The 25,954-nt window shown below is 68.3% G+C and carries 20 protein-coding genes and 2 pseudogenes; 13 read left to right on the top strand and 9 right to left on the bottom strand.

Features of this window, described 5'->3' with window-relative positions; translation table 11 throughout:
• Positions 1 to 362: 362 nt before the first annotated feature.
• Positions 363 to 904, top strand: a pseudogene (locus ACOFKX_RS03445) (IS701 family transposase); the annotation flags it as partial.
• A gap of 208 nt (positions 905 to 1,112) precedes the next feature.
• Here the strand turns inward: ACOFKX_RS03445 and ACOFKX_RS03450 are convergent.
• A complete protein-coding gene (locus ACOFKX_RS03450; protein ID WP_419825688.1) occupies positions 1,113 to 2,921 on the bottom strand; it encodes an N-acyl-D-amino-acid deacylase family protein in 1,809 nt (602 codons plus the stop codon).
• 227 nt (positions 2,922 to 3,148) lie between these two features.
• Between ACOFKX_RS03450 and ACOFKX_RS03455 the strand changes: the two genes are divergently transcribed.
• On the top strand, positions 3,149 to 3,982 hold the full coding sequence (locus tag ACOFKX_RS03455) for a CmcJ/NvfI family oxidoreductase (RefSeq protein WP_419825689.1): 834 nt from the start codon (positions 3,149 to 3,151) through the stop codon (positions 3,980 to 3,982).
• Positions 3,983 to 3,992: 10 nt separating this feature from the next.
• Here ACOFKX_RS03455 and ACOFKX_RS03460 read toward each other — a convergent pair whose 3' ends face one another.
• The 4 genes and pseudogenes from ACOFKX_RS03460 to ACOFKX_RS03475 form a co-directional block, all read right to left on the bottom strand.
• Entirely contained in the window at positions 3,993 to 4,124 is a 132-nt protein-coding gene (locus ACOFKX_RS03460; RefSeq protein ID WP_419827428.1) for a hypothetical protein, read from the bottom strand.
• Between the two features lie 147 nt (positions 4,125 to 4,271).
• Positions 4,272 to 4,418 (bottom strand): annotated as a pseudogene (locus tag ACOFKX_RS03465) (zinc ribbon domain-containing protein); the annotation flags it as partial.
• Between the two features lie 26 nt (positions 4,419 to 4,444).
• Positions 4,445 to 5,815 carry a thiolase family protein gene (locus ACOFKX_RS03470; protein WP_419825690.1) on the bottom strand — a complete coding sequence of 457 codons (1,371 nt, stop codon included), beginning with the start codon at positions 5,813 to 5,815 and terminating at the stop codon, positions 4,445 to 4,447.
• Positions 5,816 to 6,239: 424 nt separating this feature from the next.
• Entirely contained in the window at positions 6,240 to 7,511 is a 1,272-nt protein-coding gene (locus ACOFKX_RS03475) for an MFS transporter (RefSeq protein ID WP_419825691.1), read from the bottom strand.
• A gap of 144 nt (positions 7,512 to 7,655) precedes the next feature.
• Between ACOFKX_RS03475 and ACOFKX_RS03480 the strand changes: the two genes are divergently transcribed.
• The 4 genes from ACOFKX_RS03480 (at position 7,656) to fahA (ending at position 13,835) form a co-directional block, all read left to right on the top strand.
• Positions 7,656 to 8,873 carry an alkene reductase gene (locus ACOFKX_RS03480; RefSeq protein ID WP_419825692.1) on the top strand — a complete coding sequence of 406 codons (1,218 nt, stop codon included), beginning with the start codon at positions 7,656 to 7,658 and terminating at the stop codon, positions 8,871 to 8,873.
• Between the two features lie 691 nt (positions 8,874 to 9,564).
• Positions 9,565 to 10,326 (top strand): SDR family NAD(P)-dependent oxidoreductase, encoded by a 762-nt coding sequence (locus ACOFKX_RS03485; protein WP_419825693.1) that lies wholly within the window; start codon positions 9,565 to 9,567, stop codon positions 10,324 to 10,326.
• 924 nt (positions 10,327 to 11,250) lie between these two features.
• A complete protein-coding gene (hmgA, locus tag ACOFKX_RS03490; protein WP_419825694.1) occupies positions 11,251 to 12,534 on the top strand; it encodes a homogentisate 1,2-dioxygenase in 1,284 nt (427 codons plus the stop codon).
• Positions 12,531 to 13,835 carry a fumarylacetoacetase gene (fahA, locus tag ACOFKX_RS03495; protein WP_419825695.1) on the top strand — a complete coding sequence of 435 codons (1,305 nt, stop codon included), beginning with the start codon at positions 12,531 to 12,533 and terminating at the stop codon, positions 13,833 to 13,835. The genes hmgA and fahA overlap by 4 nt, the downstream gene beginning before the upstream one ends.
• 10 nt (positions 13,836 to 13,845) lie before the next feature.
• Here the strand turns inward: fahA and ACOFKX_RS03500 are convergent, their stop codons facing one another.
• Positions 13,846 to 15,060, bottom strand: a complete 1,215-nt coding sequence (locus tag ACOFKX_RS03500; protein ID WP_419825696.1) for a hypothetical protein — start codon at positions 15,058 to 15,060, stop codon at positions 13,846 to 13,848.
• A 58-nt stretch (positions 15,061 to 15,118) separates the two neighbouring features.
• Here ACOFKX_RS03500 and ACOFKX_RS03505 point away from each other — a divergent pair, with 58 nt between their 5' ends.
• Genes ACOFKX_RS03505 through ACOFKX_RS03515 form a run of 3 tightly spaced genes read left to right on the top strand, consistent with a single transcriptional unit; the run spans position 15,119 to position 18,116 of the window.
• Positions 15,119 to 16,267 (top strand): 8-amino-7-oxononanoate synthase, encoded by a 1,149-nt coding sequence (locus tag ACOFKX_RS03505; RefSeq protein WP_419825697.1) that lies wholly within the window; start codon positions 15,119 to 15,121, stop codon positions 16,265 to 16,267.
• The gene (gene bioD / locus ACOFKX_RS03510) at positions 16,264 to 16,872 is read left to right on the top strand and encodes a dethiobiotin synthase (protein ID WP_419825698.1); all 609 of its coding nucleotides are present in this window, start codon (positions 16,264 to 16,266) and stop codon (positions 16,870 to 16,872) included. The genes ACOFKX_RS03505 and bioD overlap by 4 nt, the downstream gene beginning before the upstream one ends.
• The gene (locus ACOFKX_RS03515) at positions 16,869 to 18,116 is read left to right on the top strand and encodes an adenosylmethionine--8-amino-7-oxononanoate transaminase (protein WP_419825699.1); all 1,248 of its coding nucleotides are present in this window, start codon (positions 16,869 to 16,871) and stop codon (positions 18,114 to 18,116) included. The genes bioD and ACOFKX_RS03515 overlap by 4 nt, the downstream gene beginning before the upstream one ends.
• Before the next feature lie 19 nt (positions 18,117 to 18,135).
• Here the strand turns inward: ACOFKX_RS03515 and ACOFKX_RS03520 are convergent, their stop codons facing one another.
• The gene (locus ACOFKX_RS03520; RefSeq protein ID WP_419825700.1) at positions 18,136 to 19,026 is read right to left on the bottom strand and encodes a type II toxin-antitoxin system prevent-host-death family antitoxin; all 891 of its coding nucleotides are present in this window, start codon (positions 19,024 to 19,026) and stop codon (positions 18,136 to 18,138) included.
• Positions 19,027 to 19,173: 147 nt separating this feature from the next.
• On the opposite strand from ACOFKX_RS03520, the gene ACOFKX_RS03525 reads away from it, so the two are divergent.
• From ACOFKX_RS03525 to ligD, 4 genes are read left to right on the top strand one after another with little or no spacing between them, the layout of a single operon-like run.
• Positions 19,174 to 19,587, top strand: coding sequence for a TadE/TadG family type IV pilus assembly protein (locus ACOFKX_RS03525; RefSeq protein ID WP_419827333.1), 414 nt, complete (start codon positions 19,174 to 19,176; stop codon positions 19,585 to 19,587).
• Entirely contained in the window at positions 19,584 to 21,221 is a 1,638-nt protein-coding gene (locus ACOFKX_RS03530) for a TadG family pilus assembly protein (protein WP_419825701.1), read from the top strand. The genes ACOFKX_RS03525 and ACOFKX_RS03530 overlap by 4 nt, the downstream gene beginning before the upstream one ends.
• Before the next feature lie 56 nt (positions 21,222 to 21,277).
• Complete coding sequence (locus tag ACOFKX_RS03535; protein WP_419825702.1) at positions 21,278 to 22,177, top strand: Ku protein; 900 nt, start codon at positions 21,278 to 21,280, stop codon at positions 22,175 to 22,177.
• On the top strand, positions 22,177 to 24,693 hold the full coding sequence (gene ligD, locus ACOFKX_RS03540) for a DNA ligase D (protein ID WP_419825703.1): 2,517 nt from the start codon (positions 22,177 to 22,179) through the stop codon (positions 24,691 to 24,693). The genes ACOFKX_RS03535 and ligD overlap by 1 nt, the downstream gene beginning before the upstream one ends.
• A gap of 9 nt (positions 24,694 to 24,702) precedes the next feature.
• Here the strand turns inward: ligD and folE are convergent, their stop codons facing one another.
• Together folE and wrbA are read right to left on the bottom strand one after the other, a co-directional pair.
• Positions 24,703 to 25,314, bottom strand: coding sequence for a GTP cyclohydrolase I FolE (gene folE / locus ACOFKX_RS03545; RefSeq protein WP_419825704.1), 612 nt, complete (start codon positions 25,312 to 25,314; stop codon positions 24,703 to 24,705).
• Between the two features lie 27 nt (positions 25,315 to 25,341).
• Complete coding sequence (gene wrbA / locus ACOFKX_RS03550; RefSeq protein ID WP_419825705.1) at positions 25,342 to 25,938, bottom strand: NAD(P)H:quinone oxidoreductase; 597 nt, start codon at positions 25,936 to 25,938, stop codon at positions 25,342 to 25,344.
• Between the last annotated feature and the right edge of the window lie 16 nt (positions 25,939 to 25,954).

Here is a 25,954-nt window from a genome sequence, read left to right on the forward strand (position 1 = left end):
CCATGTCCCACCAAGCGTCCGCCAGCTCGGAACAGAGCCGGCCGTAGCCTTGCTTAAGAGCTCCGGCTGAAGCGCGGCCGTTTTCGGCAGATCCCACGCCGCAGGCACCGACGCCGACTAGCATATCTGCGCCGCTCCGGAGCACCCCACGTCGGTTCATGGTGATCGTCATCGGCTGGAGGAGCTCCGCACGGCTTCAGAAGCTTCCGCGGAAGCTAGCACGATACTAAGACGAAAAGTCTGTGGGATCTTGCGCCGCAAGGCCTCCGAGCTTCCACGAAGGTCCAGCAATAATCGTCGCGAGCCGCTCATCTAGCATTACAGTTTGCGTTTTTGATCCTGTTTTGAATCAATGGGCCACCATGGCGAGGAGGTCGTGGTGACGGAAGCATCGATTGAGACGACGCTGGAGCTATGGGCGTCATCATTGCGCGAGGTGAAGACGCGGATGCGGCCCTTGTTCAGCCAGGAGCGCATTGCGGCATCGGCGAAAAGCTTCCTCGACGGGTTGCTGGGCGACGAACGTCGCAAGACCGGATGGATGCGCGCGGAGGCGGCTGGCGACGCCGGGCCATGGCGGCAACAGGCGATCCTGGGGCGCGGGCGGTGGGATGCGGAAGCGCTGCGCGATATTGCGCGCGACTATGCCATCGACCATCTCGGCACCGATGACGCGGTGCTGGTCATCGATGAGACTGGATTCCTGAAGCAAGGCAAGGCGTCGTGTGGCGTGGCGCGCCAGTACACGGGGTCGGCCGGCAAGGTGACCAACCGCCAGATCGGCGTGTTCGCCGCCTATGCCTCGGTAAAGGGCCATGCCTTCGTCGACCGGGCACTGTATCTGCCAAAGAGCTGGACCGCCGACCCTTCACGGCTGGCGGCGGCGCACGTGCCCGAAGGCACATAGTAGCCTGAAGGAAAGCCCATGCCGTTCAAAGTTGAGAGTATGGGTTCTATACCGCTGACGTGGCGGGGGGGGGGACGGACACCTCGCGAGAGGCACCAGAAGGTAGTGCTGACCGCGCCTCAGGGTCTTGGGCAGCGTCTGCGTGATAGTCAGGCGCAGACCTTAGCCCCGCCGCACAACCCCGCTTCCCTGTTATGTTCACAGCCTAGTTCAGCCGGTGGAGCCTGCCAGGCCGCGCGCCCGTTTCCTGATCGTCGCGGCGCGTGACGACACCGTTCACCAACGTCGCGATGTAGCCACGTGATTGTTGCAGCAGGCGGGCGCTTCCGTGCGGAAGATCGAACGCCATATACGGCAAGCCGTTACCAAGCCGATCGAAGTCGATCACGTTGAGATCAGCGCGCCGGCCGACCTCGATAATCCCGCGATCGCCGAAGCCGTAGAGTTCAGCCGGCTTTCCGGTGATCTTGTGGACCATGAGTTCGAGCGGCAGCGTCCCCCGCCCGCGATCGCGTGCCCAGTAAGCGAGGTGGTATGTCGTCATCGAAGCGTCGCAGATCATCTGAAGATGCGCGCCACCGTCGCCGAGCCCGCTCACGGTCAGGGGATGGGCCAGCATCTCGCCGACCGCATCAAGGTTGCCGTCGGCATAGTTCAGGATGAAGTTGACAAGTAGGTTGCTGCCGTCGCCCTCGGCATAGAGGTCATAGGCGGCTTCCTCCAGCGTCTTGCCCGCCTCCGCGGCGACGGTCGTCAACCTTGCCGAGTCCTGCGGCTCGTAATCGCCCGGTGCACGCATAATGTAGAACTCGTGCAGCACCTTGGTGTAATGTTCAGCCAGCGCGAGAAGGCGCTCGGGCGTGGCCGATCCCGCAGAAAGCTGGGCGGCATTCTCGTACTGGCTCCGCGAGGCCGGATCCTCCGCCGCACAGACGTTCGGCTCGGACAAGATGGCCGCACGACGTGCCGGCTCACGCATCGCCGCCGCACGCTCGGCCCGGGGAAGGTGGGCGATCTCAAGATAGGAGGGCCGGCAGCGAAATATGTGATAGCCTTCCAGCGGCAGCAGGATGCCGACGCCACGGGCCGCGACCTGCGGCTGGATGTCGAGCCCCTCTTCCCGCGCGCGTTCGGTCGCGGCGATCATGCGATGCCAATCCTCGCGGTCATGTGCGAACTGGTGGAGCAGATAGGTAACCGGCCGTCCGGAAACGCGGGCGATATCCTCGAAGCGCGCATGCTCCCGGCGACGCTCCTCCTGGCTCGCCGGCGTGCCGCCGGCATCGCCGGACTCGCCCAGCGGCACGATCTGGAACACGCCCTTCCCGGTCTCGCCCATCGCCCGCGCTAGCGCCAGCACTTCGCGATCTTCTGCAAAGGTTCCGAACACATGGTCCCCTTTGCTCGAGCGATGCTCTAGGATGCGCGAGCCCGAGACGCCGACCGCGCCAGCGTTCATGGCCTCCCGCGTCAGTTCCGCCATCCGCGCTATGTCTTCGTCGGTCGCCTTCTCATGGGCCAGAGCGCGTTCGCCCATCGCATAGACGCGGAGCGGCGCGTGGCCAATCTGCGTCGCGACATCCATCGTGTAAGCGCGTGCGCCGAGGCGATCGAGATAGTCGGGAAAACTCTCCCAATCCCAGTCGAGGCCCTCGTCGAGCACGATGCCGGGGATGTCCTCCACGCCTTCCATCAGCTCGATCAGCTTGGTCCGGTCGCCCTGTCGGACCGGCGCGAAGCCCACTCCGCAATTGCCGCCGACCGCCGTCGTTACGCCGTTCGAGAAGCTCGGCTCGAGCCGATCATCCCACAAGAACTGTCCGTCGTAGTGGGTGTGGATGTCGATGAAACCGGGCGTGATCAGCCCACCCTTGGCGTCGATCGTCTCCGCAGCCGGACCGTCAACGGCGCCGACGCCGACGATACGGCCGTCACTCACCGCCACGCTCCCCCGGCGGCCGGGTGCACCGGTGCCGTCGACGATCATGCCGTTCCGGATCAGAACATCGAACATCGGCCTCTCCACAAACGTGCCCGGCAATCAGCCCGAGACGAACGTCGCCGCCGGCTTCCAGTGAGTCGCGGCTGACGTTAACATCCGACACGGGGAACAGCTACCGAGTAGGATGTTTTTAAAGCCTGGGGGAAGCTGATACGATGCTGCGGAGGGTAAGCGATTCGCGCCCGGTCAAGGTATGGTGGCTGCACTCGAGGACGTTGTAGGGGTTAGGAGACATGGCTTTGACGACCGAACTGCCCAGTGGCGATGTTACTGCCACCTTAAGCTATCTCCGTACGCCGGCGACGGATGATCCTTCGCTTACGATGATGTACGATCCGCTTACGGGCGAGGAAACGACGATGCGTACCGCGCCGGTCGAGGTGCGCCTTACCGACGGCAGGAAGAACAGCGGCGACTTCAGCCTGGATCGCGAGGGCTTCGCACTGATCCCGCATCGCTGCGGTATTACCGACTTCCTCGACCGATCGCAGACCGAGGACATCTATCCGCGTGAGGCGGCAGCGCTCATTTGCGAGCTCACCGGGGCGTTTACCGCGGCCGGCCTAGGCAGCAATGTGCGCTTCGGCCGCTCGCGGCCGGAGGATTATACCGTAACCACCGATCACAACCCGGCCCGTTTCGTTCATGCGGATTTCACCCCGGTTTCGGCGATAACCGCCCGTGACATGAGCGGCGGCGTACCGGACAAGTATTCCCGTTGGGCGATCTACAACGTCTGGCAGGTCTGGTCCGAGCCGCCCCAGGACCAGCCTCTCGCGATATGCGACGCACGGTCGGTAGCGCGGGAAGACGAGGACGTCGTCCAGATCCGGTTGAAGGCGCCGGGCCGTGATGTCGTGCGTTCGGAAACCGTGGTCTATTACCCCAAGCCGTCTCATAAATGGTACTATTTCAGCAACATGACCGTAAACGAGAAGCTGATCTTCAAAGGGTTCGACACCGATCCCGATCGGCCGCTCCGATTGCCGCATACGTCGTTCGTCAACCCGCTGGCCGGCCCCGACGCGATACGTAAGAGCATCGAAACGCGGATCGTGGCCTTCTACCACTGACGAGCCGTGGTCAGGGAAGGGCGAGCAAGGGCGCGACGATCCCCGTCGCGATCGCAGGATGGCCGAGATCGCGGAAGATAATACGGCCTGATCGCCCGATCTCGAGCAGGTCGGGCTCGCCCTCGGCCAGCCGAGTGACCAACCGGATGCCAGGCGCATCGTCGAACTCGACCAGGACGGTGGCGTAGGGAGCAAGTGAGGCTAGGCGCGGATCAAGCGCGCGTCGTGCATACGCCCATGAGAAAATGCGTGGAGCGGCGTAGATCTCGGTCCAAACATGGGCCTCACCCCCGCACTCCGCGCAGGCGGGGACAGGGTACCAGTTAAAGTGACCACATTCTTGACAGCGTGGGAATTCAAGCCGCTCCCGCGCGGCCGCACGCCAGAATGGCGCCGTACGCTCGGGATCGGGACGCGGTACTGGCGACGCCGACATCCCCGGATTACCGGCAACCGCGCCGCTCACGCGCCCGGCCTCTCGCCGGCGCGAAGCACGAGCGTCGAAGTTTCCAACATAGCATAGCCTCCGTAGACGCCGATCTCCGCGTGCTCGACCTGATTGGCGGCCTCGCCGCGCAATTGCCGCACCAATTCGATAACGTGGGCGATGCCGAGCACGTAGGAGTGCGACATCATCCCGCCATGAGTGTTGAAGGGCAGTCCGCCCTGCCGGCGCGGGCGATCGAACGCCAGCCGCCCCTCCTCGGCAAAGGCCCCGATCTCGCCCTTGGGGCAGAAGCCCATATCCTCGATCTGCATCATCGCGGTGATGCTCGAACAATCGTAGGCGGCGAGCACGTCGACGTCGGCCGGCGTCAGGCCTGCCATTTCGAAGGCACCAGCAGCCCCAAAGACGTGCGGCGTATCCAGGAATCTGCGCTGCTGCGCGATATGGCTGCCCGAGTGGGCGATGCCGCGGCCAACACCCTCCACGATCACGGGCCGCCGCGGCAAATCGCGCGCCCGCGCGGCCGAGGTCATCAGGAACGCTCCGGCGCCGTCTGAAATCAGGCAGCAATCCTCCTTGCGCAACGGATCGATTAGGTACGGTCCCGCCAGGAAGCTCTCCACGCTGAGTGGCCGTTCGCGCATTACCGCGTCGGGGTGACCGTTTGCGTGGCGCCGCTGGGTCGCAGCGAAGGCGCCGCGCTGGGCATCGGTCGTTCCGAATTCATAGGCGTGGCGCTGGGCCATCGTCGCGAAGTAGACGGGCTGGGGATAAAAGCCGAACGGCGCCTCAAAGTCGGCCTTCATCGGATCCAATAGATGGACGTCACCGGGGTTCGCGGTCTGGGCGCGCGCCTTCGTCGCCCAATCTATCCCGAACACGTTGACGATCACGCTAGCCTCGCCGCGCCGGACCGCCTGAGCAGCGGCGTGGGGCGCGGTTCCGAGGCGTGAGGCGGCACCGCCATCAGGCGAGAACCACAGCTCGGCACGCGTCCCGAAGTACTCGCGAAAGAGGGCGGGCGTGAACTGGTCGTCGATCGATCCGGCGACTATGAGCCCGTCAACGTCCTGCGGCCGCAGCCCGGCGTCGTCGAGCGCGCGCCCAATCGCCTCCGCTGCCATGTCAAGCGCCTTGCGCCCCGAGGGGCCCGAGTGCGCGGACTCGCCAACGCCCGTGATGGCGATCTCACCGCGGATCGAGTCAAGTGGGGCGGCGGCGCCCCAGTTCCGGTCTGTCATGCGTCCTGCTCCAGCTCGGCTAACAGTGATGAATGACACGCGCCAGGGCACCGGCGGCCAATTCACCGGCTTCTCAGCTCGGATCCCAACTGCGCCTCGATCGAAGCTAAACACACCGGCGACCCGCCGCAACCCGATCGGCAACGCGAGACAGGCTCCAACCCGAACGCAGGCACGGCGCCATGCTCGGGGGAAGACGAGGCGTGGGGCAGCAATGTCGAGCCGTCCTTCCGGATCAATCCTCAATGGTGGTGCGCGTGATCGTGCGCCGCTAAACTCGGTTTCGCGTCGCTGCGGGCCAATTCGAGGTGAGGAAGGCCGTCCGCATGCTCTCGTTGCGGCGGCGGTGATCGGCCGAGCTTGAGCTGGCTGCCGCGATCGGGCGCCTGCCCGGGATCGATGAGGTGCCCGCATGCATCCTCATGAGCTTGACCTGATTGGAAATCGCGCGTTGCGCTGAAGAACGACGTCGCGTCGTCTCGATCTTCGCATCGAGAGGACAAGCCACGGCCTTGGCCGCCTCCTCGATCGATCGATCGACCCGGCTGATGATCGCCGCCGCCAGGCGTTACAGCGCGCCGCTCTTCGGCAGCGTCGCCGACCTCGTGAGGTCTACCCCGAGGGGGGGACGGCCGAGGGACAGGTAGAGTAGCGCGGCCAGGCAGAAGCTTCCCGAGCATATCACCAGCGCGAGCTGGTAGTTACCGTAGGTGTCGTAACCGATGGCGATCAGCATGGCGCCGATCGAGCCGATCAGGGCGATGGTGAGCGCCGTCAGTCCAAAAAGGAAGCCGTAGCTCGCCATCCCGTGCCAGCGCGCGATGATGTAGGCGACAATATCGATTTCCGCTCCCTGCCCGAAGCCGATCAGGGCGATGCCTACCACGAAGACGAGAGGACCCGGCGCGTGACTCGTCAACAGCAAGCAGCCTAGCGCGCCGAGGATGTTCACTCCGAAGGCGACGCCCGGCGCCCACAAGCGATCGACCAACAGACCGCTGACGATCGCGCCGCCGAAGGAAGCGAGGCCGGCTATGCTCACCGCCAGCACCGCCGTCCCCTCGGTCAGCGCCTTTGCCGCGCCCAGCGGCTTGAGCTGCGACAGAATGGCGAACACGGGCGCGTAGTTGAACGCCGCTGCCAGGCAGAGGCAGAGCACGCGCCGGTCGGTGATCAGCAGGCGACTGGATGAGAACGGGCCGGGCGACCCCATCAGGCGTGGCGACGCGTCCACCTCGCGCCGTGGGAACCATAGCCATCCGAGCGGCAACGGCATGAGGACGACGAGCAGGCCGAGCGTCGCGAAGCCCGCGCGGAAGCTCCACAGATTAATGACGGCGAACAGAAGCGGCGGCAACAGCGCCGCCGATATCGCCAGCCCCGCGCGGGTGGCGGCGAGCGCGAAGCCTCGCGTGTTGCTGAACGTCCCGTTGACAATTCGGGTCGTCGAGATGCCGGACGTGCCCATCCCGGCGAGACCCGCAACAGCCGACACCGCGTAGTACGTCCAGAGCCCGGCAGGGAGAGCCGCGAGCAGGCCATAGCATATCGCCACGACCGCCAACGCTACGAGCAGCACCAGGCGCGCGCCGACGCGATCGATCAACATACCGAGACCGGGCGCGAGCAGCGATGCCAGGATCGTTCCGTAATAGGTAAAGGCAATCTGACCCCGGGACCAGCCAAAGCTGCGCTGCAAGGGTTCCACGAACATGCTGGAGACCGACGGCCAGACGGTGTAGCCGAAGCCTGCAGCGAACATTACCGACACGCCGACGCGCCAATGCTCGCGCCACTCGGCGCGGATCGCGGCTGCGGCGTCCGGAGGTCGTTTCACCATCAGCGCTGCGCCCGATCAGCCGTGACCTCGCAGACGTACCGGGTCGCGGCCCAAATTACCTCGGCGAACAACCGGCTACGGTCCGTCCTTCCTTGCAGCTCGTGTCGCCGCGTGTGCATTGCTGTGCGGTACTCCAGATGGTACTTGGTAGAAGACCGCCGTGCGGGGGGCAAGCGCCTCGTCGATCGGCCCGTCAACCAATGGAGAGATACGGTGCAAGAACCGCAGCGAGCGCTCCCGACGGAGCCGCACGGGTCAGCGACAGGACGGTCCGTTGCGGAAATCCTGCTGGCGCCGCAGCGCATCGGGAAGCTGACCCTTCCCAACCGGATCGTCATGGCACCGATGACGCGTCATCGCGCAGGACTGGACGAGATCCCGACCACACTCATGCGCGACTATTATGTTCAGCGAGCGAGCGCGGGCCTTATCATTACCGAAGGCACGCACCCATCAGCGCAGGGGCGAGGCTATTTTTACACACCCGGCCTTTACACCGACGGGCAGGCGGCCGGGTGGCGGCGGATCACCGATGCCGTGCACGCGGCCGGCGGTCGCATCTTCGTCCAGCTCATGCATGCGGGCCGCGTCGCTTTCCGCGAGACCATCCCAAACGGAAGCCTGCCCGTCGCCCCCTCCGCGGTCTTGCCCGATCCGGATTATCGTGGATACAGCTACTCCTGTCCGCGACCGCGCCGTCACTACGACACGCCGCGCGCGCTCGAAACCAGCGAGGTTGTCGCGACGATCGAGGATTATCGTCGCGCGACCGAATTCGCCGTGGCGGCAGGCTTCGACGGGGTCGAGATCCACGGTGCCAGCGGCTATCTCCCGCATCAGTTCCTCGCATCGAACACTAATCGCCGGACCGACCGCTATGGCGGCGATGCGGCGGGACGTTGTCGGATGGTGATAGAGTTGATGGAAGCGGTCGCGCGCGTGGCCGGGCCGGAGTTCGTCGCTCTTAAAGTCGCGCCGAGCTTCCGTTTTCACGATGTCCAAGACGCCGATCCAGTCGCGACCTTCAGCTATCTCCTGCCACGCTTGAACGAGATCGGCATGGCTTATCTGCACGTGGCCGAGCATGACGATTATTATAGCCACCCGTTCGACGGTCTGGCTCTTGCACGCGCGCTGTTCGAGGGGCCGATCATCGCCTCCGCCGGCTTCACTCGCAAGACCGGCGCGCGTGCGATAGCGACCGGCCTCGCCGACCTCGTCGCGTTCGGCTCGGCCTACATCGCGAACCCGGATCTCGTCGAGCGCACTGCCGCCGCAGCGGCGCTTGCGATGCCCGACCCGTCCACGTTCTACACTCAGGGCGCCGAGGGATACATCGACTACTCGCCGATGGCGTTGTGACCATACAAGATCGCCGGCTCAGGGACCATGACGGGAAGGGGCGAGTGGCCGGGGTTCGGCTGGTTCCCGAGAGTCACCGAGACTACGGATCAAGCCTGCCGCCACTAGGCCGGTCGATCGCCCACGGGCCCGACCGGTGCGGCAGATCGTCAGTGGCATCGTCTCTGTGCTGCGTGCCGACTGTTTCCTAGCAGCTGATCCCGTCTAACCTGCCGCCTTGGTCGACGCCATGGCGCTGGCTGCGGCTCTGGCCTAACCAAGGATGCCGAACGCGAACGCCCTGGCCGAGAGACGTGCCCTCTGGCGGCGGTAGTCGACAGCCGGTCGGGTGAAAGCCACGAAAAGCGGCGGACCGCGAGGTTTCGTCGCCGCCAGGAAGATACTCGGCCGCAGATGCCACGTCATGGTCGATACCGAGGCCGACCGCTCGGTCCGACTTGATGGCGGGGCGGAGGCAAGCTACCATGGTGAGTGGACGGAGAAGCTCCCGTATCGATGCGTTGGTTCTGTCTTCGAGCTGCTGGGCCTGCCAAGGTGAAACTTAGCGTTTTTCAGTCGTGGCGCGCGCCATGTCCGTCACGCTGGTCGCCGGATCGCCAGCCTTGTCGTAACCGCGCAAGCGGGTAGCCACGAAGGTGAACAAGTTCAGCAACACGGAACTTTAGGCTCAGGGCCGTCGGAGGAGAGCATCATGTCGGACATGACGGGCAAGGTGGCGGTCGTAGTCGGCTGCTCCGGATCGCGTGGCACTGGTTGGGCGGTGGCGAAGGCGCTGGCCGGCGCTGGCGCGAAGGTCGTCGTCGCGGCCCGCAGGCTCGATAAGCTAGAGCAGCTCGCGGCCGAGATCGGCGGCACGGCGGTTGCCTGCGACGTCTCGAACGAGGAGCAGGTGGCCGAGGTCGCCGCCACGGCCTTGCGGACCTATGGCAAGCTCGATGTCGCGGTGAACGCCGCAGCGCTGGTCGATATGTCGACAGTTTCGGGTGCAACCCGAGCACAGCTCCAGGCCGCCATGGACGTGAATTACTTCGGCAATGTCGTCTTCGTGCAGCGTATGGCCGAGGCGATCGGCTCCGACGGATCGATCATCATCTTCTCGTCGCTTGCCTCGACCATGTATCAGAGTGGCTATTTCGCCTATGGCGCTTCGAAGGCGGCCGCCGATTACCTGGTGCGCCATGCAGCGGTAGAGTATGGTGATCGCGGGATCAGGGTGAACTCGATTCTTCCAGGTCCGATTCTGTCGGACGTGACGGCGGAGATGCTTTCGCAAGAAAGCATCGTAAACGTCATCAAGCGTGAGATTCCGTTGAACCGCATCGGTTTTCCGCAGGATTTCGCCGACGCGGTGCTGTGGTTGGCGGGACCGTCCTTTGTCACCGGTCTGAACATCCCCGTCTGCGGCGGGCTACAGCTAAACCGGCTGCCCCGGCCCGATGACTTTCAGCGATAGCGATCACAAGCGGCTTACATTGTCGAGGGGAACGCGAACAGACGCGGTGAACAACGCGCCGCCGTTAGTCTCGCGTGACGTGTTCCCCTGAAACTTCCCAAGTCGGAGCTAGGCTTGACCCACTGCGGTAGCCAGAAGATGAGAGGCGGCGATGCACATGGCCGAGGAGCAATCGCGGGCGCATCGATCGTAGCGGGCGCGGATGCGTCGTGGGTTCTTCAGGCGGGCAACATGTTCTCGATCCGGTGCCGATGCCGGTATAGGACTGATCGTTCTCCGGTTCGGCGGATACGCCGGGCCAGCCCTTCCTGCCGCTCGGCTTGCCGAGGCGTGGAATACCCGCTGGCCGAGCGCACCCGGCGCCGGTTCTAGCAGTCCGCGATGGATCCGAACGGCGCTTGGCGTGCTTCGCCCTGCGTTGCCCGTCGGCAGTGGAGACGAGTGCGACCTTGAACATGCGGAAGAAGCTCTGGCCCGGGGTATGACCGTAGTGACCCCCGTTATGGCTGGCCGCGTGGCGCCGATCACGGCCAAGCGCTCGACACAGGCACCGGCTGCATACCGCGGTCCGAAATCGGAGTGGTGGATGAGCCCGGGTGCGGGCCTCTGCCGCTGGGGCTCGGCCCGAACATTGTGGGACTGGGCTTGACGATGCCTTTTGACCGCCATAGCGCCAGCCCGCTACGAAGCGGTGCCATAGATTAGCTTTGGGTACTCACGGCCGGTCGGGCATTGGTGTTGATGTCCTCGGGAACAAGCTGGGTTGGGCTTGCCGTATGGGTGACCAGCAGGCCGGTTCGCGTCGAAGCGGGCGCGGCTTGCTCCGAATCGTCGTCGAGGGCGGCTCGCCCCAGGGAAGTAGACGCATGACAGGGCATCGGCCGCTGCTCCGAGGACAGGCCGGTGCCGGGATGACGGGACCGTATGTACCTCACCGGCTTTGGTAACCATTTCGCGACGGAGGCAGTGGCGGGCGCCCTCCCTGTCGGACGAAACTCGCCACAGAGAGTGCCTTATGGCCTTTATGCCGAGCAGCTCTCGGGCGCCGCCTTCACCACTCCGCGCGCCGAGAACCGGCGCTCTTGGTTGTACCGGATGCGGCCGGCGGCGCAGCATCCGGCGTTCAGGCCATATGAGGGAGCGCCGCTGCTGCGATCCGCCCCGTTCGACGCGGCGCCCCCCTCCCCCAACCGCCTGCGGTGGGAGCCGCTGCCAATCCCGGCGGAGCCGACCGATTTCGTCGACGGGCTGGTGAGTTACGCCGGAAATGGCGACACGTCGGCCGGTGCCGGCGTTGGCATCCACCTCTACGCCGCCACCGCCTCGATGGTCGATCGCGCGTTCATGGACGCCGACGGCGAACTGCTGATCGTGCCGCAGGAGGGTGCGCTTCGGATCGTCACCGAATTGGGCGTGCTCGACGTAGCGCCGCTCCAGGTGGCCGTGGTGCCGCGCGGCGTGCGCTTCCGCCTCGACCTCTTGGACGGGCCGGCACGCGGCTATGTCTGCGAGAATTATGGTGCGGCCTTCCGCCTGCCGGATCTGGGCCCGATCGGCTCGAACGGGCTCGCCAACCCGCGCGACTTCGAGACGCCCGTTGCCTCGTTCGAGGACCGGGACGAGCCGCACGAGATCGTCCAGAAGTTCGAGAGCGCGCTGTGGACGACCACGCTCGACCACTCGCCGTTCGATGTCGTCGCATGGCACGGCAATCTCGCGCCCTACCGCTACGACCTGACGCGCTTCAACACCATCAACACGGTCAGCTTCGATCATCCCGATCCGTCGATCTTCACGGTGCTGACCTCGCCCAGCGACACGCCGGGCACCGCAAACTGCGACTTCGTGATCTTCCCGCCGCGCTGGATGGTGGCGGAGGATACGTTCCGTCCGCCCTGGTTCCACCGCAACGTGATGAGCGAGTTCATGGGGCTCATCACCGGCGCCTACGACGCGAAGGAAGGCGGCTTCCTGCCCGGCGGCGCGTCGCTCCACAACCGCATGAACGGCCATGGCCCCGACCGCGCCAGCTACGAGAAGGCGGTAGCGGCCACGCTCGCGCCGCACCGGATCGAGGGCACGATGGCGTTCATGTTCGAGAGCCGGGGCGTGATCCGACCGACCCGCTTCGCCATCGACACCCCGCTCGCCCAGCTTGACTATGACGACGCCTGGGCCGGCTTCGAGAAGGCGAGCCTGCCGCGATGACCGTGATGATCGACGAGACCCACGATCCCGCCCGCGGGAGCTGGGTCAAGGGCGCCGACGGGCACGGCAACTTCCCCGTGCAGAACCTGCCGCTCGGCATCTTCGATGCCGGCGACGGTGAGCGGCGTCCCGGCGTCGCAATCGGCGATCACGTGCTCGACCTGCGCGCCGCGTCGGCCGCCGGGCTGCTGCCGGACAACGTGGCGGGCGTGCTGGCGGAGGCGAGCCTCAACCGTCTGTTCGCGTTGCCCGCGGACGTCCGGCTCGCGCTCCGCCATAGCCTCTCCGCGTTGCTCTCCGAACCCGGGCACCGCGAAGCGGTGACACCGCTGCTGCACCGGGCGGCGAGCTGCACGCTGCACCTGCCCTTCGCGATCGGCGATTACACCGACTTCTACGTCGGTATCCACCACGCCAACAATATCGGCCGCCAGTTTCGGCCCGACAACCCGTTGCTGCCCAACTACAAGCATGTGCCGATCGGCTATCACGGTCGCGCCTCCTCGATCCGGCCGTCGGGCGTGCCGGTCGTGAGGCCCAACGGCCAGCGCAAGCCGCCCGACGCCGACGCGCCGACCTTCGGGCCAAGCCGCCGCCTCGATTACGAGCTGGAGCTGGGCGTTTGGATCGGCACGGGCAACGCGCTCGGCGAGCCGATCCCGATCGGGCGCGCGCGCGATCACGTCGCCGGCCTGTCGCTGCTGAACGACTGGTCCGCGCGCGATCTGCAGGCGTGGGAGTATCAGCCGCTCGGCCCCTTCCTCGCCAAAAACTTCCAGTCCACCATCTCGCCCTGGGTCGTTACTGCCGAGGCGCTGGCGCCGTTCCGGATCGCGCAGCCGCCTCGCCCCGAGGGCGATCCTCGCCCGCTTCCCTATCTCTGGGACGACGCCGACCAGCGCGAAGGCGCTCTCGCCATCGAGTTAGAGGTGCGGATCGCGACGCGCGCGATGCGCGAGGCGGGGCTGGCGTCCGAGCGGCTGAGCATTGGCCCGGCGAGCAACATGTACTGGACGATCGCGCAGATCGTCGCGCACCACAGCTCCAACGGCTGCGATCTCAACCCCGGGGACCTGCTCGGCACCGGAACCATCTCCGCGCCCGGCGACGACGGCTATGGCAGCCTGATGGAGATCAGCCGGGGCGGCGCCCGACCGTTCGTGCTCTCCAACGGGGAGGAGCGCTCCTTCCTGGAGGACGGCGACGAGGTCCTGCTCTCCGCACGCGCCCGGGCGGACCGGGCGGTCACGATCGGCTTCGGCCCCTGCCGGGCGACGATCCTGCCCGCTCGGGAGGCCTGATCCGCCGCCGTCACGGAGCGGATGACGCGCCCGCCAGCAGCACCGACCAGCCCGTCGGCAGCGCGTCGATCGGCATGTAGTAATAGAGGTTGCAGCGCCCGTCCGCGCGGAAGCTGCCGCCCTTCACGAGGCCGAGCGCGACGGTGCCGTCGAAGACCGGCCCTCCGCTGTCGCCATGCAGGCAGTCCGGCCCGGCGACAGCGACCCAGGTCGGGGGACAGGGACCGGCGCACAGATCGCCCGGCGGCGCGAAGCCGGTGGAGACGATCTCGGCGCAGCTCTCGCCGTCCCGAAAGCTCTGGTGGCAGACGAACTGCCCGGCCACGGTGCGTGCGCGCAGGCCGACGCCGGTGACGGGGCGGATCACGTCGCCGGTGCCGACGCGAAAGGCCGGCGCGAGCGGCAGCGGGCTGGAGTGGAACTGCACGTCCTGCGTGCCCGCACCCCAGGCGTTGATCATCGGCAGCGGCGTGGCGTTTGCGAACAGCATGTCGGGACAGTGCGCGGCGGTGGCGAGCGCAGTGCGCGTGCCGTCGGTGACGGCGAAACCCGCCGTGCAGGAGATGCGGCGATGCTCGGCTGGGATCGGATCGTCGAGCCGGATGCCGCCGACCAGCGCCAGATCCTCGGCGAGGCCCGGTACGGCGATCTCGACGGGCACGCCGGTGAGCTCGGAGAAGCGGCTTTGCAGCATGTCCGCCCCCGCCGCCTCGACGTCGCGCCGGCTGACGGTGACGATCATAGCGCCGGTGCGCGCGTCGATCCCGAGGCCAGGCGGATCGTCTAGCGCCGCCCGGACGTCTGCCTGATGCTCTACGATCGCCGCGCGGATCGCGGCGGCTGTGACGGGCGCGTCGGTGCGGTAGACGACAGGCACCTCGCGACCGGCGAGCGACACCGTTTCGTCCGGCACCGGCTCGCCATTCGTCAACAGCACGACGAGGCGGAAGGCGGGACGATGCTCCAGCGCGATCCCGGCGAGGCGATCGCTGAAGCGCGCGCGGATGGCGTCGACGGCGCCGCCGATCGCCGCCTGCGCGCGTAGCCTCGCCTCGGCTTCGCCCTGCGGCACGTCGTAGCGGGCGGCGTAGCGCGCCGCGTCGTCGACGAGCGCGGTGAAGGGCGGCTCCACGACGGACTGTTCGGCTGCGGGCTGCGCCGCTCCCGCCGCCGCCCAGCAGAGGAATAGCAGGGCGGACAGGACGAGCCTCGGACGCGACGACATTCCCGGCAGAACGCTGCGACGCGCCGGCGGTTCGATTGCGTCTGCGCGAAGGTGGCGCGTGGCGGGGCGTGACGCTAAACCGCGCAACGTGTTGTTCGCCGCCCACTCCGCCGATCTCGCCCAGCTCGCCGCGCGCGATCGCGCACGGTCGCTGGCGGCCGCTCGTGGCATCGATTTCTCGTCCAACGACTATCTCGCGCTCGCCGCCAGCCCGCGCCTCGCACGGGCCATCTCGGAGGCAGTTGGACGCGGTGTGCCGGCGGGATCGGGCGGATCGCGGCTGCTTCGCGGCAATGCCTGCGAGCACGAGGCGCTGGAGGCGGAGGCCGCCGCCTTCTTCGGCGCCGAGGCGGCGCTGTTCTTCGGATCCGGCTTCGCCGCCAACGCAGCCCTGCTCGCCACATTGCCCCAGCGGGGCGACCTCGTCGTCCACGACGCGCTGATCCACGCCAGCGCGCACGACGGCATGCGTCTCGGCCGCGCGGAGACCGTGAGCGCTCCGCACAACGACGCGCAGGCGTTCGACGACGCGATCGCCGGCTGGCGCGCGCGCGGTGGCGCCGGCACGCCGTGGATCGCGGTGGAGAGCCTCTACAGCATGGATGGCGATCTCGCGCGGCTCGCCGACCTGGCGGAGGTCGCGCGGCGACACGAGGCGCTGCTGCTGATCGACGAGGCGCACGCCACCGGCGTGTTCGGGCGTGACGGGCGTGGCCTCGCGGATTTGCTGGAGGGTCGCGACGATGTCGTGACGCTGCACACCTGCAGCAAGGCGCTCGGCGTCGAGGGCGCGCTCGTCTGTGGTCCGCGCGTGGTGCGCGACTTCCTCGTCAATCGCGCGCGCGGTTTCATCTTCTCGACGGCGCCCTCGCCACTGATCGCGGCGGCCGTCCGCGAGGCGTTGCGCATCCTCTCCGACGAGCCGGAGCGGCGGGAGCGGTTGTGGGCGCTCGTCCGCGGCGCCGAGCGGCTGCTCGCTCCGGTAGGCGTCGGCGCCACGGGATCGCAGATCCTGCCGCTGGTGATCGGCCGAGACGGCGAGACGATGCGGATCGCGGCGGCGCTTCAGGCGGCCGGGTTCGACGTGCGGGGCATCCGGCCACCGACCGTGCCGGCGGGCACGGCGCGGCTGCGCATCTCGCTCACCCTGAACGCGAGCGAAGCGGACGTGGCGCGGCTCGCCCGAGCACTGGCGGACGCGCGGTGAGCGGCTTCGTCGTCACGGGCACCGACACCGGGATAGGCAAGACGGTGTTCGCCGCCGGCCTCGCGGGCGCGCTGGGCGCCGCCTACTGGAAGCCGATCCAGTCCGGGCTGGAGGATGGCGCCGATGGCGACGCGGTGGCCCGGCTGTCGGGCGCGCGCGTGCTACCCGAGGCCTATCGCCTGACGCATCCGCTGTCGCCGCACCGCGCCGCCGAACTCGACGCGGTGATCATCGACCCCGCTCGCCTGACGCTCCCTGCCGAACGCCCGCTGGTAGTCGAGGGCGCAGGCGGCGTGCTGGTGCCGGTGACGCGCGACTTGCTGTTCGCGGACCTGTTCGCGCGCTGGCGCCTGCCGGTGGTGCTGGTCGCACGCACCGCGCTCGGCACGATCAACCACTCGCTGCTGTCGATCGAGGCCTTGCGTGCGCGGGACGTCGCGATCGCCGGAATCGCCTTCGTCGGCGACGTCAACGAGGACAATGAGGCGACGATCGCGGCGATCGGCGGCGTGCCGCGCCTCGGTCGGCTGCCGAGGCTTGATCCGCTCGATCCTGCGACGCTCGCCGCCGCCTTCACCGCCAGCTTCCCGGGCCTCCGCGCATGACGTCGCCCGTCTGGCATCCCTTCACCCAGCACGGCCTCGGCGAGCCGATCCCGCTCGTCACCCATGGCGAGGGCGCGGCGCTCCACACGTCCGACGGCCGGCGCGTGATCGACGCGATCTCGTCCTGGTGGGTGACGACGCATTGCCACCGTCATCCGCGCATCATGGCGGCCATCGCCGAGCAGGCGGGCCGCCTCGACCAGATCATCTTCGCCGGCTGGACGCACGAGCCGGCGGAGACGCTGGCGCGCGGATTGACCGCAATCATGCCGCCGTCGCTCACCCGCGTCTTCTACTCGGACTCGGGGTCCACCGCCGTCGAGGTCGCGCTCAAGATGGCGCTCGGCTTCTGGGCGAACCGGGGCGAGCCGCGCCACCGCGTCCTGGTGATGGAGCACAGCTATCATGGCGACACGATCGGCGCGATGTCGGTCGGCGCACGCAGCGTGTTCAACCGGGCTTACGAGCCGCTGCTTTTCGACGTCGGCACGCTGCCTTTCCCCGCCGGCGACGGCCAGGCGACGCTCGACGCCTGCGAAGCGGCGTGCCGCGCGCATCCCGCCGCGCTGATCGTCGAGCCCTTGGTGCTGGGCGCGGGCGGAATGCTGTTCTACCCGCCCGCGGTGCTGGCCGGGCTCCGGCGCATCTGCGAGGCGCACGGCGTCCTCTTCGTCGCCGACGAGGTGATGACCGGCTGGGGCCGCACCGGCACGCTGCTGGCGTGCGAGCAGGCCGGCATCGTGCCCGACATCCTCTGCCTGTCCAAGGGGCTGACCGGCGGCGCGGTGCCGCTGGCGGTGACGATGGCGAGCGAGGCGATCTTCGAGGCGCACTGGTCGGCGGATCGCGCGCGCATGTTCTTCCACTCGTCGAGCTACACCGCCAACCCGATCGCCTGCGCGGCAGGCGCGGCGAACCTGGGCATCTGGCGCGACGAGCCGGTGCTGGAGCGTGTCGCCTCGCTCGGGCGGCGGCAGGAGGCGCGGCTGGCGGCGCTGTCCGGTCACCGCGCCGTGCGCAACCCGCGCACTGCCGGCACGATCGCGGCGTTCGAACTCGGCGCGGCGGAGGGCGCCTACCTCTCCGAACTCGGCCCGCGCCTGCTCGCCCATTTCCGGGAGCGCGACCTGCTCGTCCGCCCGTTGGGCAACACCATCTACGTCATGCCGCCGTACTGCATCGACGATGCCGACCTCGATCGCGTCTGGATCGACATCGCCGAGGCGTGCGATCGCTTCGGTTAGCCCGCTGGAGGCCGACGCCTCACACCGGCGTCACCGCTATCGCGGCGCCGCCGACCGCGAGGCCGTCCGGCACCGGCGCGATCCCGACGCGGACCGCGCGTTCGTCGCCACCATTGACCAGCAGCCGCGTATCAAGCGCCTCCGGCCCGCCGCCGGACAGCACGCGCTCGATCGCGTCGGCGAGCGCCACGCGGGCGGAGAGCGCCATCAGGTCGGCTGCGCGCACCCCCGTCAGCCGCGCGCGCTCGAACCCGGCCAGCGCCGCGAAGGCGTAATCGACCTCGGCGATCGTGCCGCGCACCGTCAGCCGCATTTGGCCGAGGCCGCCGTGCGCGGCGAGCGCGGCGTCGCGCGCGCCCGCCTCCGCCATGGCGCGCTCCGCCGCCTCGGCCGCGCCTGCCCGCCGCAGCAGCAGCGCGGCGCCGCCAGGCCAGGGGAATACATGCACCGAGACGCCCGTGCCATCGTCCATCAGGCAATCGAAGCGCGCCTCCTCGCCGTCGCGCGCGGCGCGTCCTATCCGGGCGCCGGGAAAACCGGTGCCGAGCGTCGGCGCCGCTTCAGCGATGGCGCGCCCGACGAGATGCTCGGCCGCGCGGCGCAGCAACAGCCCTGCGACACCGTTCGCGCGCGTGATCGTTAGGTCGGCGTCAAGCTCGACCAGCCCTGCGTCGATACGCTCGGCCAGGAGCGCGTAGGTGATGCCGTGCCGCGCGGCCTCGCCGCCAACTTCGTCGAGCGCTCCGCCCTCCGCGATGGCGCGGTAGCTCTCCGCTGAAAGCAGCACGCAGCGCGGCCGGCCGTGGTGCGTCACCACGAGCGGTCCCTGCCCGGCCCGATCCTGCCACATTCCGAAGTTGCGCGTGATCTCCGCCGCAGACACGAAGCGCGGCGCTTGTCCTTCGAACATCGGACTCTCCATTTCTAATGCATGTTGGCCTGCGCCCGCTGTCGTCGGCGGCAATGCGAACACGGTCCGTTCCGATGCGGAAATGCCGCGGATCGCGTCGAATGCGGAGAAGTCCGGCAGTTACCTTACCGGCCGCATCATCATCCCATGTGTTCGCGCCCATCAATCCTCGGCAGCCAGCGCGGCACCGCCGCGATCGAGTTCGCGCTCGTTCTGCCGATGCTCGCGATGCTGCTGCTGGGAATCGTCGGCTACGGCGACCGCATCTTCACCGCTCAAGCCCTCCAGCAAGCGGCGAACGACGGCGCGCGGGCCGCGATCGGCGGGCTTGATCGCGCAGAGCGCGGCACCCTGGCCATCGCCGCCACACGCACGTCGCTCACGCGCACGGGCATGCTCGACGCGTCGCTCGCGACCGTGGCGATCGACGACGACGACGCGACGTTCCTGGTGCGGCTCTCCTACGATGCCTCGGCGCGGCCGCTGATGACGGCGGGCCTGGTGCCGATGCCGGGGCGCACGATCGTGCGGACGGCGGCGATCCGCCTGGAGAGCCCATGATCCTCTCCCGCCTGCTCGGCGACCGGCGGGGTATCGCGACGCTCGTCACGGCGCTGACGCTGATGGTGATGATGGCGAGCGCGGCGCTGGCGGTGGACCTCGGCACGCTCTACGTCGCCAAGCGGCGCCTGCAGGGCGTAGCGGACGACGCCGCGCTCGCCGCCGCGACGGTGCCGTCCGATCCCGCGGGAGCCGCCCGGCGAACGGTGCAGGCGAACGGCCTCGACGCCAGCGTGGCGGCCACCAGCGGCCGTTACTCCGCCGATCGGGCGACGCCCAGCTCCGACCGGTTCTCCGCTGGCGGCGCGACGCCCGACGCGGTGCAGGTGACGCTGACGCAGGACGCGCCGCTGTTCTTCGGGCGTACGCTCGGGCGGGACACCGTGCGGCTCACCGCCAGCGCCACCGCGGCGCGGATCGACTATGCCGCCCTCTCGATCGGTTCGCGTCTCGCCAGTGTCTCGGGCGGGATGCCGAACGCGATCTTGTCGGCGCTGTCGGGCACGCAACTTGCGCTCACCGTTGCGGACTATGACGCGCTGGCGCATGCCGACGTCGATCTCGTCCGCTTCGCGCGCGCGCTCGGCTCGCGAGCGGGGGTGACAGCGGGCGGCTTCGGCAACATGCTGGCGGCGTCCGCCACGCTGCCCCAGGCGGTGAACGCGATCGCGGATGCGCTGGCCGCGGCGGGAAGCGATGCCGCCGCGGTCGCCGCGCTGCGCACCGTGGCGCTGCGCGTGCCCGGCACCGCGATCCGGATGTCCGACCTGATCGACCCCGGCATCCTCTCGGCGTCGGATCGCGCCGACGCGGCGAACCCGATCCGCGTCGATGCCTGGTCGCTGCTCCGCGAGACATCGGTCCAGGCGGGAGGCGCGCGTCAGGCGGCGATCGACCTGCCCGCCTCCACCGGCATCGCGTCCGCGCGGCTGTGGCTCGCGGTCGGCGAGCGACCGGCGCGCTCGCCGTGGCTCGCGATCGTGCGCGACGGCTCCGTGGTGGTGCGGACCGCACAGGCGCGACTGTATCTCGACGCCAAGCTGCCGGGCGCGGCACCGCTAGGCCTCGTATCGCTGCACCTGCCGCTCTACGTCGAGGTCGCGCAGGCGCAGGCGAAGCTGCAGGCGATCTCCTGCGCGAGCGGGCGGGCGAACGCCAGCGCGACGCTGTCGGTGCAGCCCGCGATCGGATCGGCGGCAATCGCCGAAGTCGGCACGTCCGGAATGGCGAGCTTCACCGCGCCGCTCCCTGAGCGGACCGCGACGATCGCGCACGCGCTGCTCTTCGACGTCGCGGGCAGCGCGCACGTCGCGGTGGGCGGGGTAAGCTGGCAATCGCTCGTCTTCACGCGCGCGGACGTCACGGCGGGCGTCACTCGCACCGTCTCCACCGGCGACGCGGCGCGTGGCACCGCCGCGTCGCTGGTGAGCGGGATGAACCTCACCGCCTCCGCGCCCGGCGTCGGCGTGACGCTCGGGGGCGTGACGGCGCCGGTGGGAGCCGCACTTGGCGTCGCGGCGCCGGGCGTGGACGCGATCCTGGCGCAGGCGCTCGGAACGATGGGCATCGGGCTCGGCCAAGCCGACGTGCGCGTCGACGGCTTGCGCTGCGGCCGCCCGACGCTCGTCTTCTGACGGGAACGATTCGCCGCCGATCCGATTGAGTCGCGCGTTGCAGGGAGAGGGCGGACATGGCGGCGCGTGCCTATTGGCAGGGGCAGATCAGGCTGGCGCTGGTCTCGATCCCGGTGGAAATCTTCTCGGCGACGAAGAGCGGCGCCACCGTATCCTTTCGCCAGATCCACGAGCCATCGGGCAAGCGCATCCACTATGAGAAGGTGGTGGACGGTATCGGCCCGGTCGATCCCGACGAGATCATGAAGGGCTTCGAATATGAGAAGGGCGAATATGTCCTGCTCGACGAGAAGGAGATCGAGGGCGTCAAGCTGGAGAGCAAGAAGACGCTCGAACTCACCCAATTCGTCGATTATGGCGAGGTGGACGCGATCTACTACGACAAGCCCTATTATGTCGTGCCCGCCGACGATCTCGCCGAGGAGGCGTTCGTGGTGCTGCGAGAAGCTATGCGTCGCGCGCGCAAGATCGGGCTCGGCCAATTGGCGCTCAGGGGCCGCGAATATGTCGTCAGCCTGAAGCCGTGCGGGCGCGGGCTGGTGCTGGAGACGCTGCGCTACGCCGACGAGGTCAACAAGGCGGCGAGCTACTTCCGCGACATTGGCGACACCAAGCCCGACGAGGATCTGCTCGATCTCGCCACCTCGCTGATCGAGAAGAAGGCCGCGAAGTTCGACGCGTCCGAATATCATGATCGCTACGTCGACGCGTTGAAGGACCTGATCGAGCGCAAGCGCAAGGCGAAGGGTGGCAAGGTCAGCCTCGACAGCGACGACAAGCCCGCGAAGGGCGGCAGCAACGTCATCGACCTGATGGCGGCGCTCAGGAAGTCGGTCGGTAACGACGACGCGCCTGCCGGCAGGACGCCTGCCGCCAAGCCCACCGCTAAGAAGGCCACGCCGGCCAAGAAGCCCGTCGCCGCTAAACCCGCGACGCGCGCGCGCAAGAGCGCGTGATGGCGCGCGCCGCCGATCCGCTCGCGACCTACAACGCCAAGCGCGACTTCCAGAAGACACGTGAGCCCAGGGGCGCGCCGGGCACCAGGGCAGGCAACCTCTTCGTCGTCCAGAAGCATGACGCGACGCGGCTCCACTGGGATTTCCGGCTGGAGATGGACGGCGTGTTGAAAAGCTGGGCGGTGACGCGCGGCCCGTCCTCCAATCCCGACGACAAGCGCCTCTCGGTCCGCACCGAGGATCACCCGATGGACTATGCCGGTTTCGAGGGCGGCATCCCGAAGGGCGAATATGGCGGCGGCACCGTCATGCTGTGGGATGTCGGCACCTGGGAGCCGGTGGGCGGCAAGGATCCCGCCAAGACGATCCTCGACGGCCACGTTCACGTCATCCTCCACGGCGAGCGGATGAAGGGCGAGTGGCTGCTCGTGCGCCTGAAGCCCCGGCCGGGCGAGAAGCGCGAGAACTGGCTGCTCCGCAAGGTCGCCGACGATCATATCGGCGCGTCGGGCGACCTCGTCGAGCAGGGGCTGACCAGCATCCAGACCGGCCGCACGATGGCCGAGATCGCGGCGGGCCACGATCCCGTCTGGCACTCCGACGCGAAGAAGGCGCGTGGCGACAAGACCGCCGCCAACGCGCCGGGCAAGCCGCACCCCGCTCCCAAGCCTCGGCGCAAGGCGGCTGGCGATGCCAAGCCGCCGCCGTTCCGCGACGTGCAACTCGCGACGCTGGTGGACGGCGTACCGGCGGGATCGGGCTGGATCCACGAGGTCAAGTATGATGGCTATCGCGCGCTCGTCGCCACCGGGGCTGGCGGCGCGAAAGCCTATACCCGTTCCGGGCTCGATTGGAGCGATCGCTTCGCGCCGATCGTCGCGGTCGCCGCCGCGCTGCCGCCGGGCGCACTGATTGACGGCGAGATCGTGGCGCTCGACCGCGAAGGCCGGCCGAGCTTCACCGCGCTCAAGGACGCGCTGTCCTCGGGTTCCGACGCGCTCCACTATTTCGCCTTCGACCTGCTCGTCGACGGCGGCGAGGACGTGACGGGCCTCGGCAATCTCGGGCGCAAGGAGCGGCTGCGCGGGCTGCTCGACAGCGTGAAGCCGCCGATCCACTATGCCGAGCATGTCGCCAAGGGCGGCGAGGCGCTGTTCGAGCAACTGTGCAGGGACGGCTATGAGGGCATTGTCTCCAAGGCGGCCGACGCGCCTTATCGTGGCACGCGCAGCCGAAGCTGGCTCAAGATCAAGTGCACGCGCCGGCAGGAGTTCGTGATCCTGGGCTTCACCGAGAGCGACAAGAAGGGCCGCGACCTGCGATCGCTGCTGGTCGGCGTGAACGCGGACGGACGGCTCCGCTACGCCGGGCGCGTCGGCACCGGCTACGACGCGAAGACGCGCGACGTGCTGCTGGCCAAGCTCCGCCCGCTCGTCCGGAAGGACGCCGCCGCCGACGTGCCACGCGTCGCGGGGCGGGGCGCGAAGTGGGTGGAGCCGAGCGTCGTCGCGGAGGTCGCCTTCGCCGAGTTCACCTCCGACGGTATCTTGCGGCACGCGAGCTTCCTCGGCCTGCGCGAGGACAAGCCCGCGTCCGAGGTGGTGCCCGAACGCCCCGCCGCCACGCCAGGCAAGGCGGCGGCCGACGCCAAGCCGTTCGGTATCGCGATCTCCAGCCGCGATCGCGTCGTCTTCCCGGGATCGGGCGAGACCAAGGGCGATCTCGCGGACTATTATGCCGCCGTCGCGGAGCCGATGCTGCGCTGGCTCGCCAACCGCCCTGTCAGCCTCGTGCGCTGCCCGCAGGGGCGCGCGAAGCATTGCTTCTTCCAGAAGCACGACGCCGGCAGCTTCGGCGACAAGGTCGGCGCCGTCGCGATCCGCGAGAAGGACGGCCACACTGAGGACTATCTGGTGGTGAACGACGGGCGCGCCATCCTCGCCTGCGTGCAGATGGGAACGATCGAGTTCCACGGCTGGGGCGCGCCCGCACGCGACGTCGAACGACCGGACCGTCTGGTGTTCGATCTCGACCCGGACGAGGGGCTGGGCTTCGAAGACGTGCGCCACGCCGCCACCATGCTGCGCGACACGCTGGGCGAGATGGGGCTGCGCTCCTGGCCGCTCGCCTCCGGCGGCAAGGGCGTCCACGTCGTCGTCCCGCTTGACGGATCGGCGGAGTGGCCGGCGGTGAAGGATTTCGCCAGCCGCTTCAGCCGCGCCATCGCCGGGGCGCATCCCCAGCGCTTCACCGCCAACATGCGCAAGGCCGAGCGCAAGGGCCGCATCTTCCTCGACTGGCTGAGGAACGAGCGCGGCTCGACGGCTGTGCTGCCCTACTCGGTGCGTGCGCGCGAGACGGCGTCGGTGGCGGCGCCGGTGACGTGGGACGAGCTTGCGAAGATGGCGGACGCCAAGCCCTACACGATCGCGGACGTGGACGTGCTGCTCAAGCGGGCAACGTCGAAGGCGCTCGCCGGCTGGTGCGAGGCAGACCAGGCGCTGCCCGACCTGTAGGGCCGGGCGTCAGTAGCCCATCAGGCTCAGCACTTCCTTGCGGCTGCGATTGTCGTCGCGGAAGACGCCCATCATGCGGCTGGTGATCATGCCCACGCCGGGCGTGCGCACGCCACGCGAGGTCATGCAGCCATGCTGCGCCTCGATCACCACCGCGACGCCGTGAGGATGGAGATTGTCCCAGATGCAGTCGGCCACCTCGGCGGTCAGCCGCTCCTGCACCTGCAGGCGCCGCGCGTAGCCGTGGAGCACGCGCGCGAGCTTGGAGATGCCGACGACCCGATCGCGCGGCAGATAGGCGATCGACGCCTTGCCGACGATCGGCGCCATGTGATGCTCGCAGTGCGACTGGAAGGGGATGTCCTTCAGCAGCACCACCTCGTCATAGCCGCCGACCTCCTCGAAGGTGCGGCTGAGATAGAGCGACGGATCGCTCCCGTAGCCCTGGCAATATTCCTTCCACGCGCGCGCGACGCGCTTGGGGGTGTCGAGCAGCCCCTCGCGGCCGGGATCGTCGCCCGACCAGCGGATCAGCGTGCGGATCGCCTCGGCGACCTCGCGCGGCACGGGCAGCTTGCCCTCGTCCTCGATCAGGTCGCCATCGTCTGCTTCGTCCGCCATGGCGGCTTTGTGGGGGAGCGCCGGCGGCTAGGCAAGCCTGGCGGCGGTCTCCGCCACCAACCGGCCCTGAAACCGCGCCCCGGCGATCTCGGTGTCGCTCGGCTGGCGCGATCCGTCGCCCCCCGCGATCGTGGTCGCGCCATAGGGGGAGCCGCCCGTCACTTCGTCGAGCCGAAGCTGACCCTGGAAGCTGTAGGGCAAACCCACGATCACCATGCCCTGGTGCATCAGGTTGGTGATGATCGAGAACAGGGTCGTCTCCTGCCCGCCATGCTGCGAGGCGGTGGAGGTGAAGGCGGCGCCGACCTTGCCGGTGAGCGCGCCCTTCTGCCACAGCCCGCCGGTCTGATCCCAGAACGCCGCCATCTGCGACGCCATACGGCCGTAGCGGGTGCCGCAGCCGACGACGATGGCGTCGTAGCCCGGCAGCTCCTCGACGGTGGCGATCTCCGCCTCCTGATCGAGCTTGAAGTGGCTGGCGCGCGCCTGTTCCTCCGGCACCGTCTCGGCCACGCGACGGATCGTCGGATCGCCGCCCGCGTCGCGCACGCCGTCCGCGATCGCGCGCGCCATCGCCTCGGTATGGCCATAGGCGGAATGATACAGGACCAGCACCTTCGCCATCGCAAGCGCATCCTCG

This window comes from Sphingomonas sp., from assembly GCF_965200105.1.
Taxonomy (GTDB): Bacteria; Pseudomonadota; Alphaproteobacteria; order Sphingomonadales; family Sphingomonadaceae; genus Solisphingomonas.

What these genes read in the sequence shown, in the direction of transcription:
- ACOFKX_RS03450 (WP_419825688.1), bottom strand. Translation starts at nt 2,921, where the DNA reads ATGTTCGATGTTCTGATCCGGAACGGCATGATCGTCGACGGCACCGGT.
- ACOFKX_RS03475 (WP_419825691.1), bottom strand. Translation starts at nt 7,511, where the DNA reads ATGGTGAAACGACCTCCGGACGCCGCAGCCGCGATCCGCGCCGAGTGG.
- ACOFKX_RS03485 (WP_419825693.1), top strand. Translation starts at nt 9,565, where the DNA reads ATGTCGGACATGACGGGCAAGGTGGCGGTCGTAGTCGGCTGCTCCGGA.
- hmgA (WP_419825694.1), top strand. Translation starts at nt 11,251, where the DNA reads ATGTACCTCACCGGCTTTGGTAACCATTTCGCGACGGAGGCAGTGGCG.
- fahA (WP_419825695.1), top strand. Translation starts at nt 12,531, where the DNA reads ATGACCGTGATGATCGACGAGACCCACGATCCCGCCCGCGGGAGCTGG.
- ACOFKX_RS03500 (WP_419825696.1), bottom strand. Translation starts at nt 15,060, where the DNA reads ATGTCGTCGCGTCCGAGGCTCGTCCTGTCCGCCCTGCTATTCCTCTGC.
- ACOFKX_RS03515 (WP_419825699.1), top strand. Translation starts at nt 16,869, where the DNA reads ATGACGTCGCCCGTCTGGCATCCCTTCACCCAGCACGGCCTCGGCGAG.
- ACOFKX_RS03520 (WP_419825700.1), bottom strand. Translation starts at nt 19,026, where the DNA reads ATGTTCGAAGGACAAGCGCCGCGCTTCGTGTCTGCGGCGGAGATCACG.
- ACOFKX_RS03525 (WP_419827333.1), top strand. Translation starts at nt 19,174, where the DNA reads ATGTGTTCGCGCCCATCAATCCTCGGCAGCCAGCGCGGCACCGCCGCG.
- ACOFKX_RS03530 (WP_419825701.1), top strand. Translation starts at nt 19,584, where the DNA reads ATGATCCTCTCCCGCCTGCTCGGCGACCGGCGGGGTATCGCGACGCTC.
- ACOFKX_RS03535 (WP_419825702.1), top strand. Translation starts at nt 21,278, where the DNA reads ATGGCGGCGCGTGCCTATTGGCAGGGGCAGATCAGGCTGGCGCTGGTC.
- ligD (WP_419825703.1), top strand. Translation starts at nt 22,177, where the DNA reads ATGGCGCGCGCCGCCGATCCGCTCGCGACCTACAACGCCAAGCGCGAC.
- folE (WP_419825704.1), bottom strand. Translation starts at nt 25,314, where the DNA reads ATGGCGGACGAAGCAGACGATGGCGACCTGATCGAGGACGAGGGCAAG.
- wrbA (WP_419825705.1), bottom strand. Translation starts at nt 25,938, where the DNA reads ATGGCGAAGGTGCTGGTCCTGTATCATTCCGCCTATGGCCATACCGAG.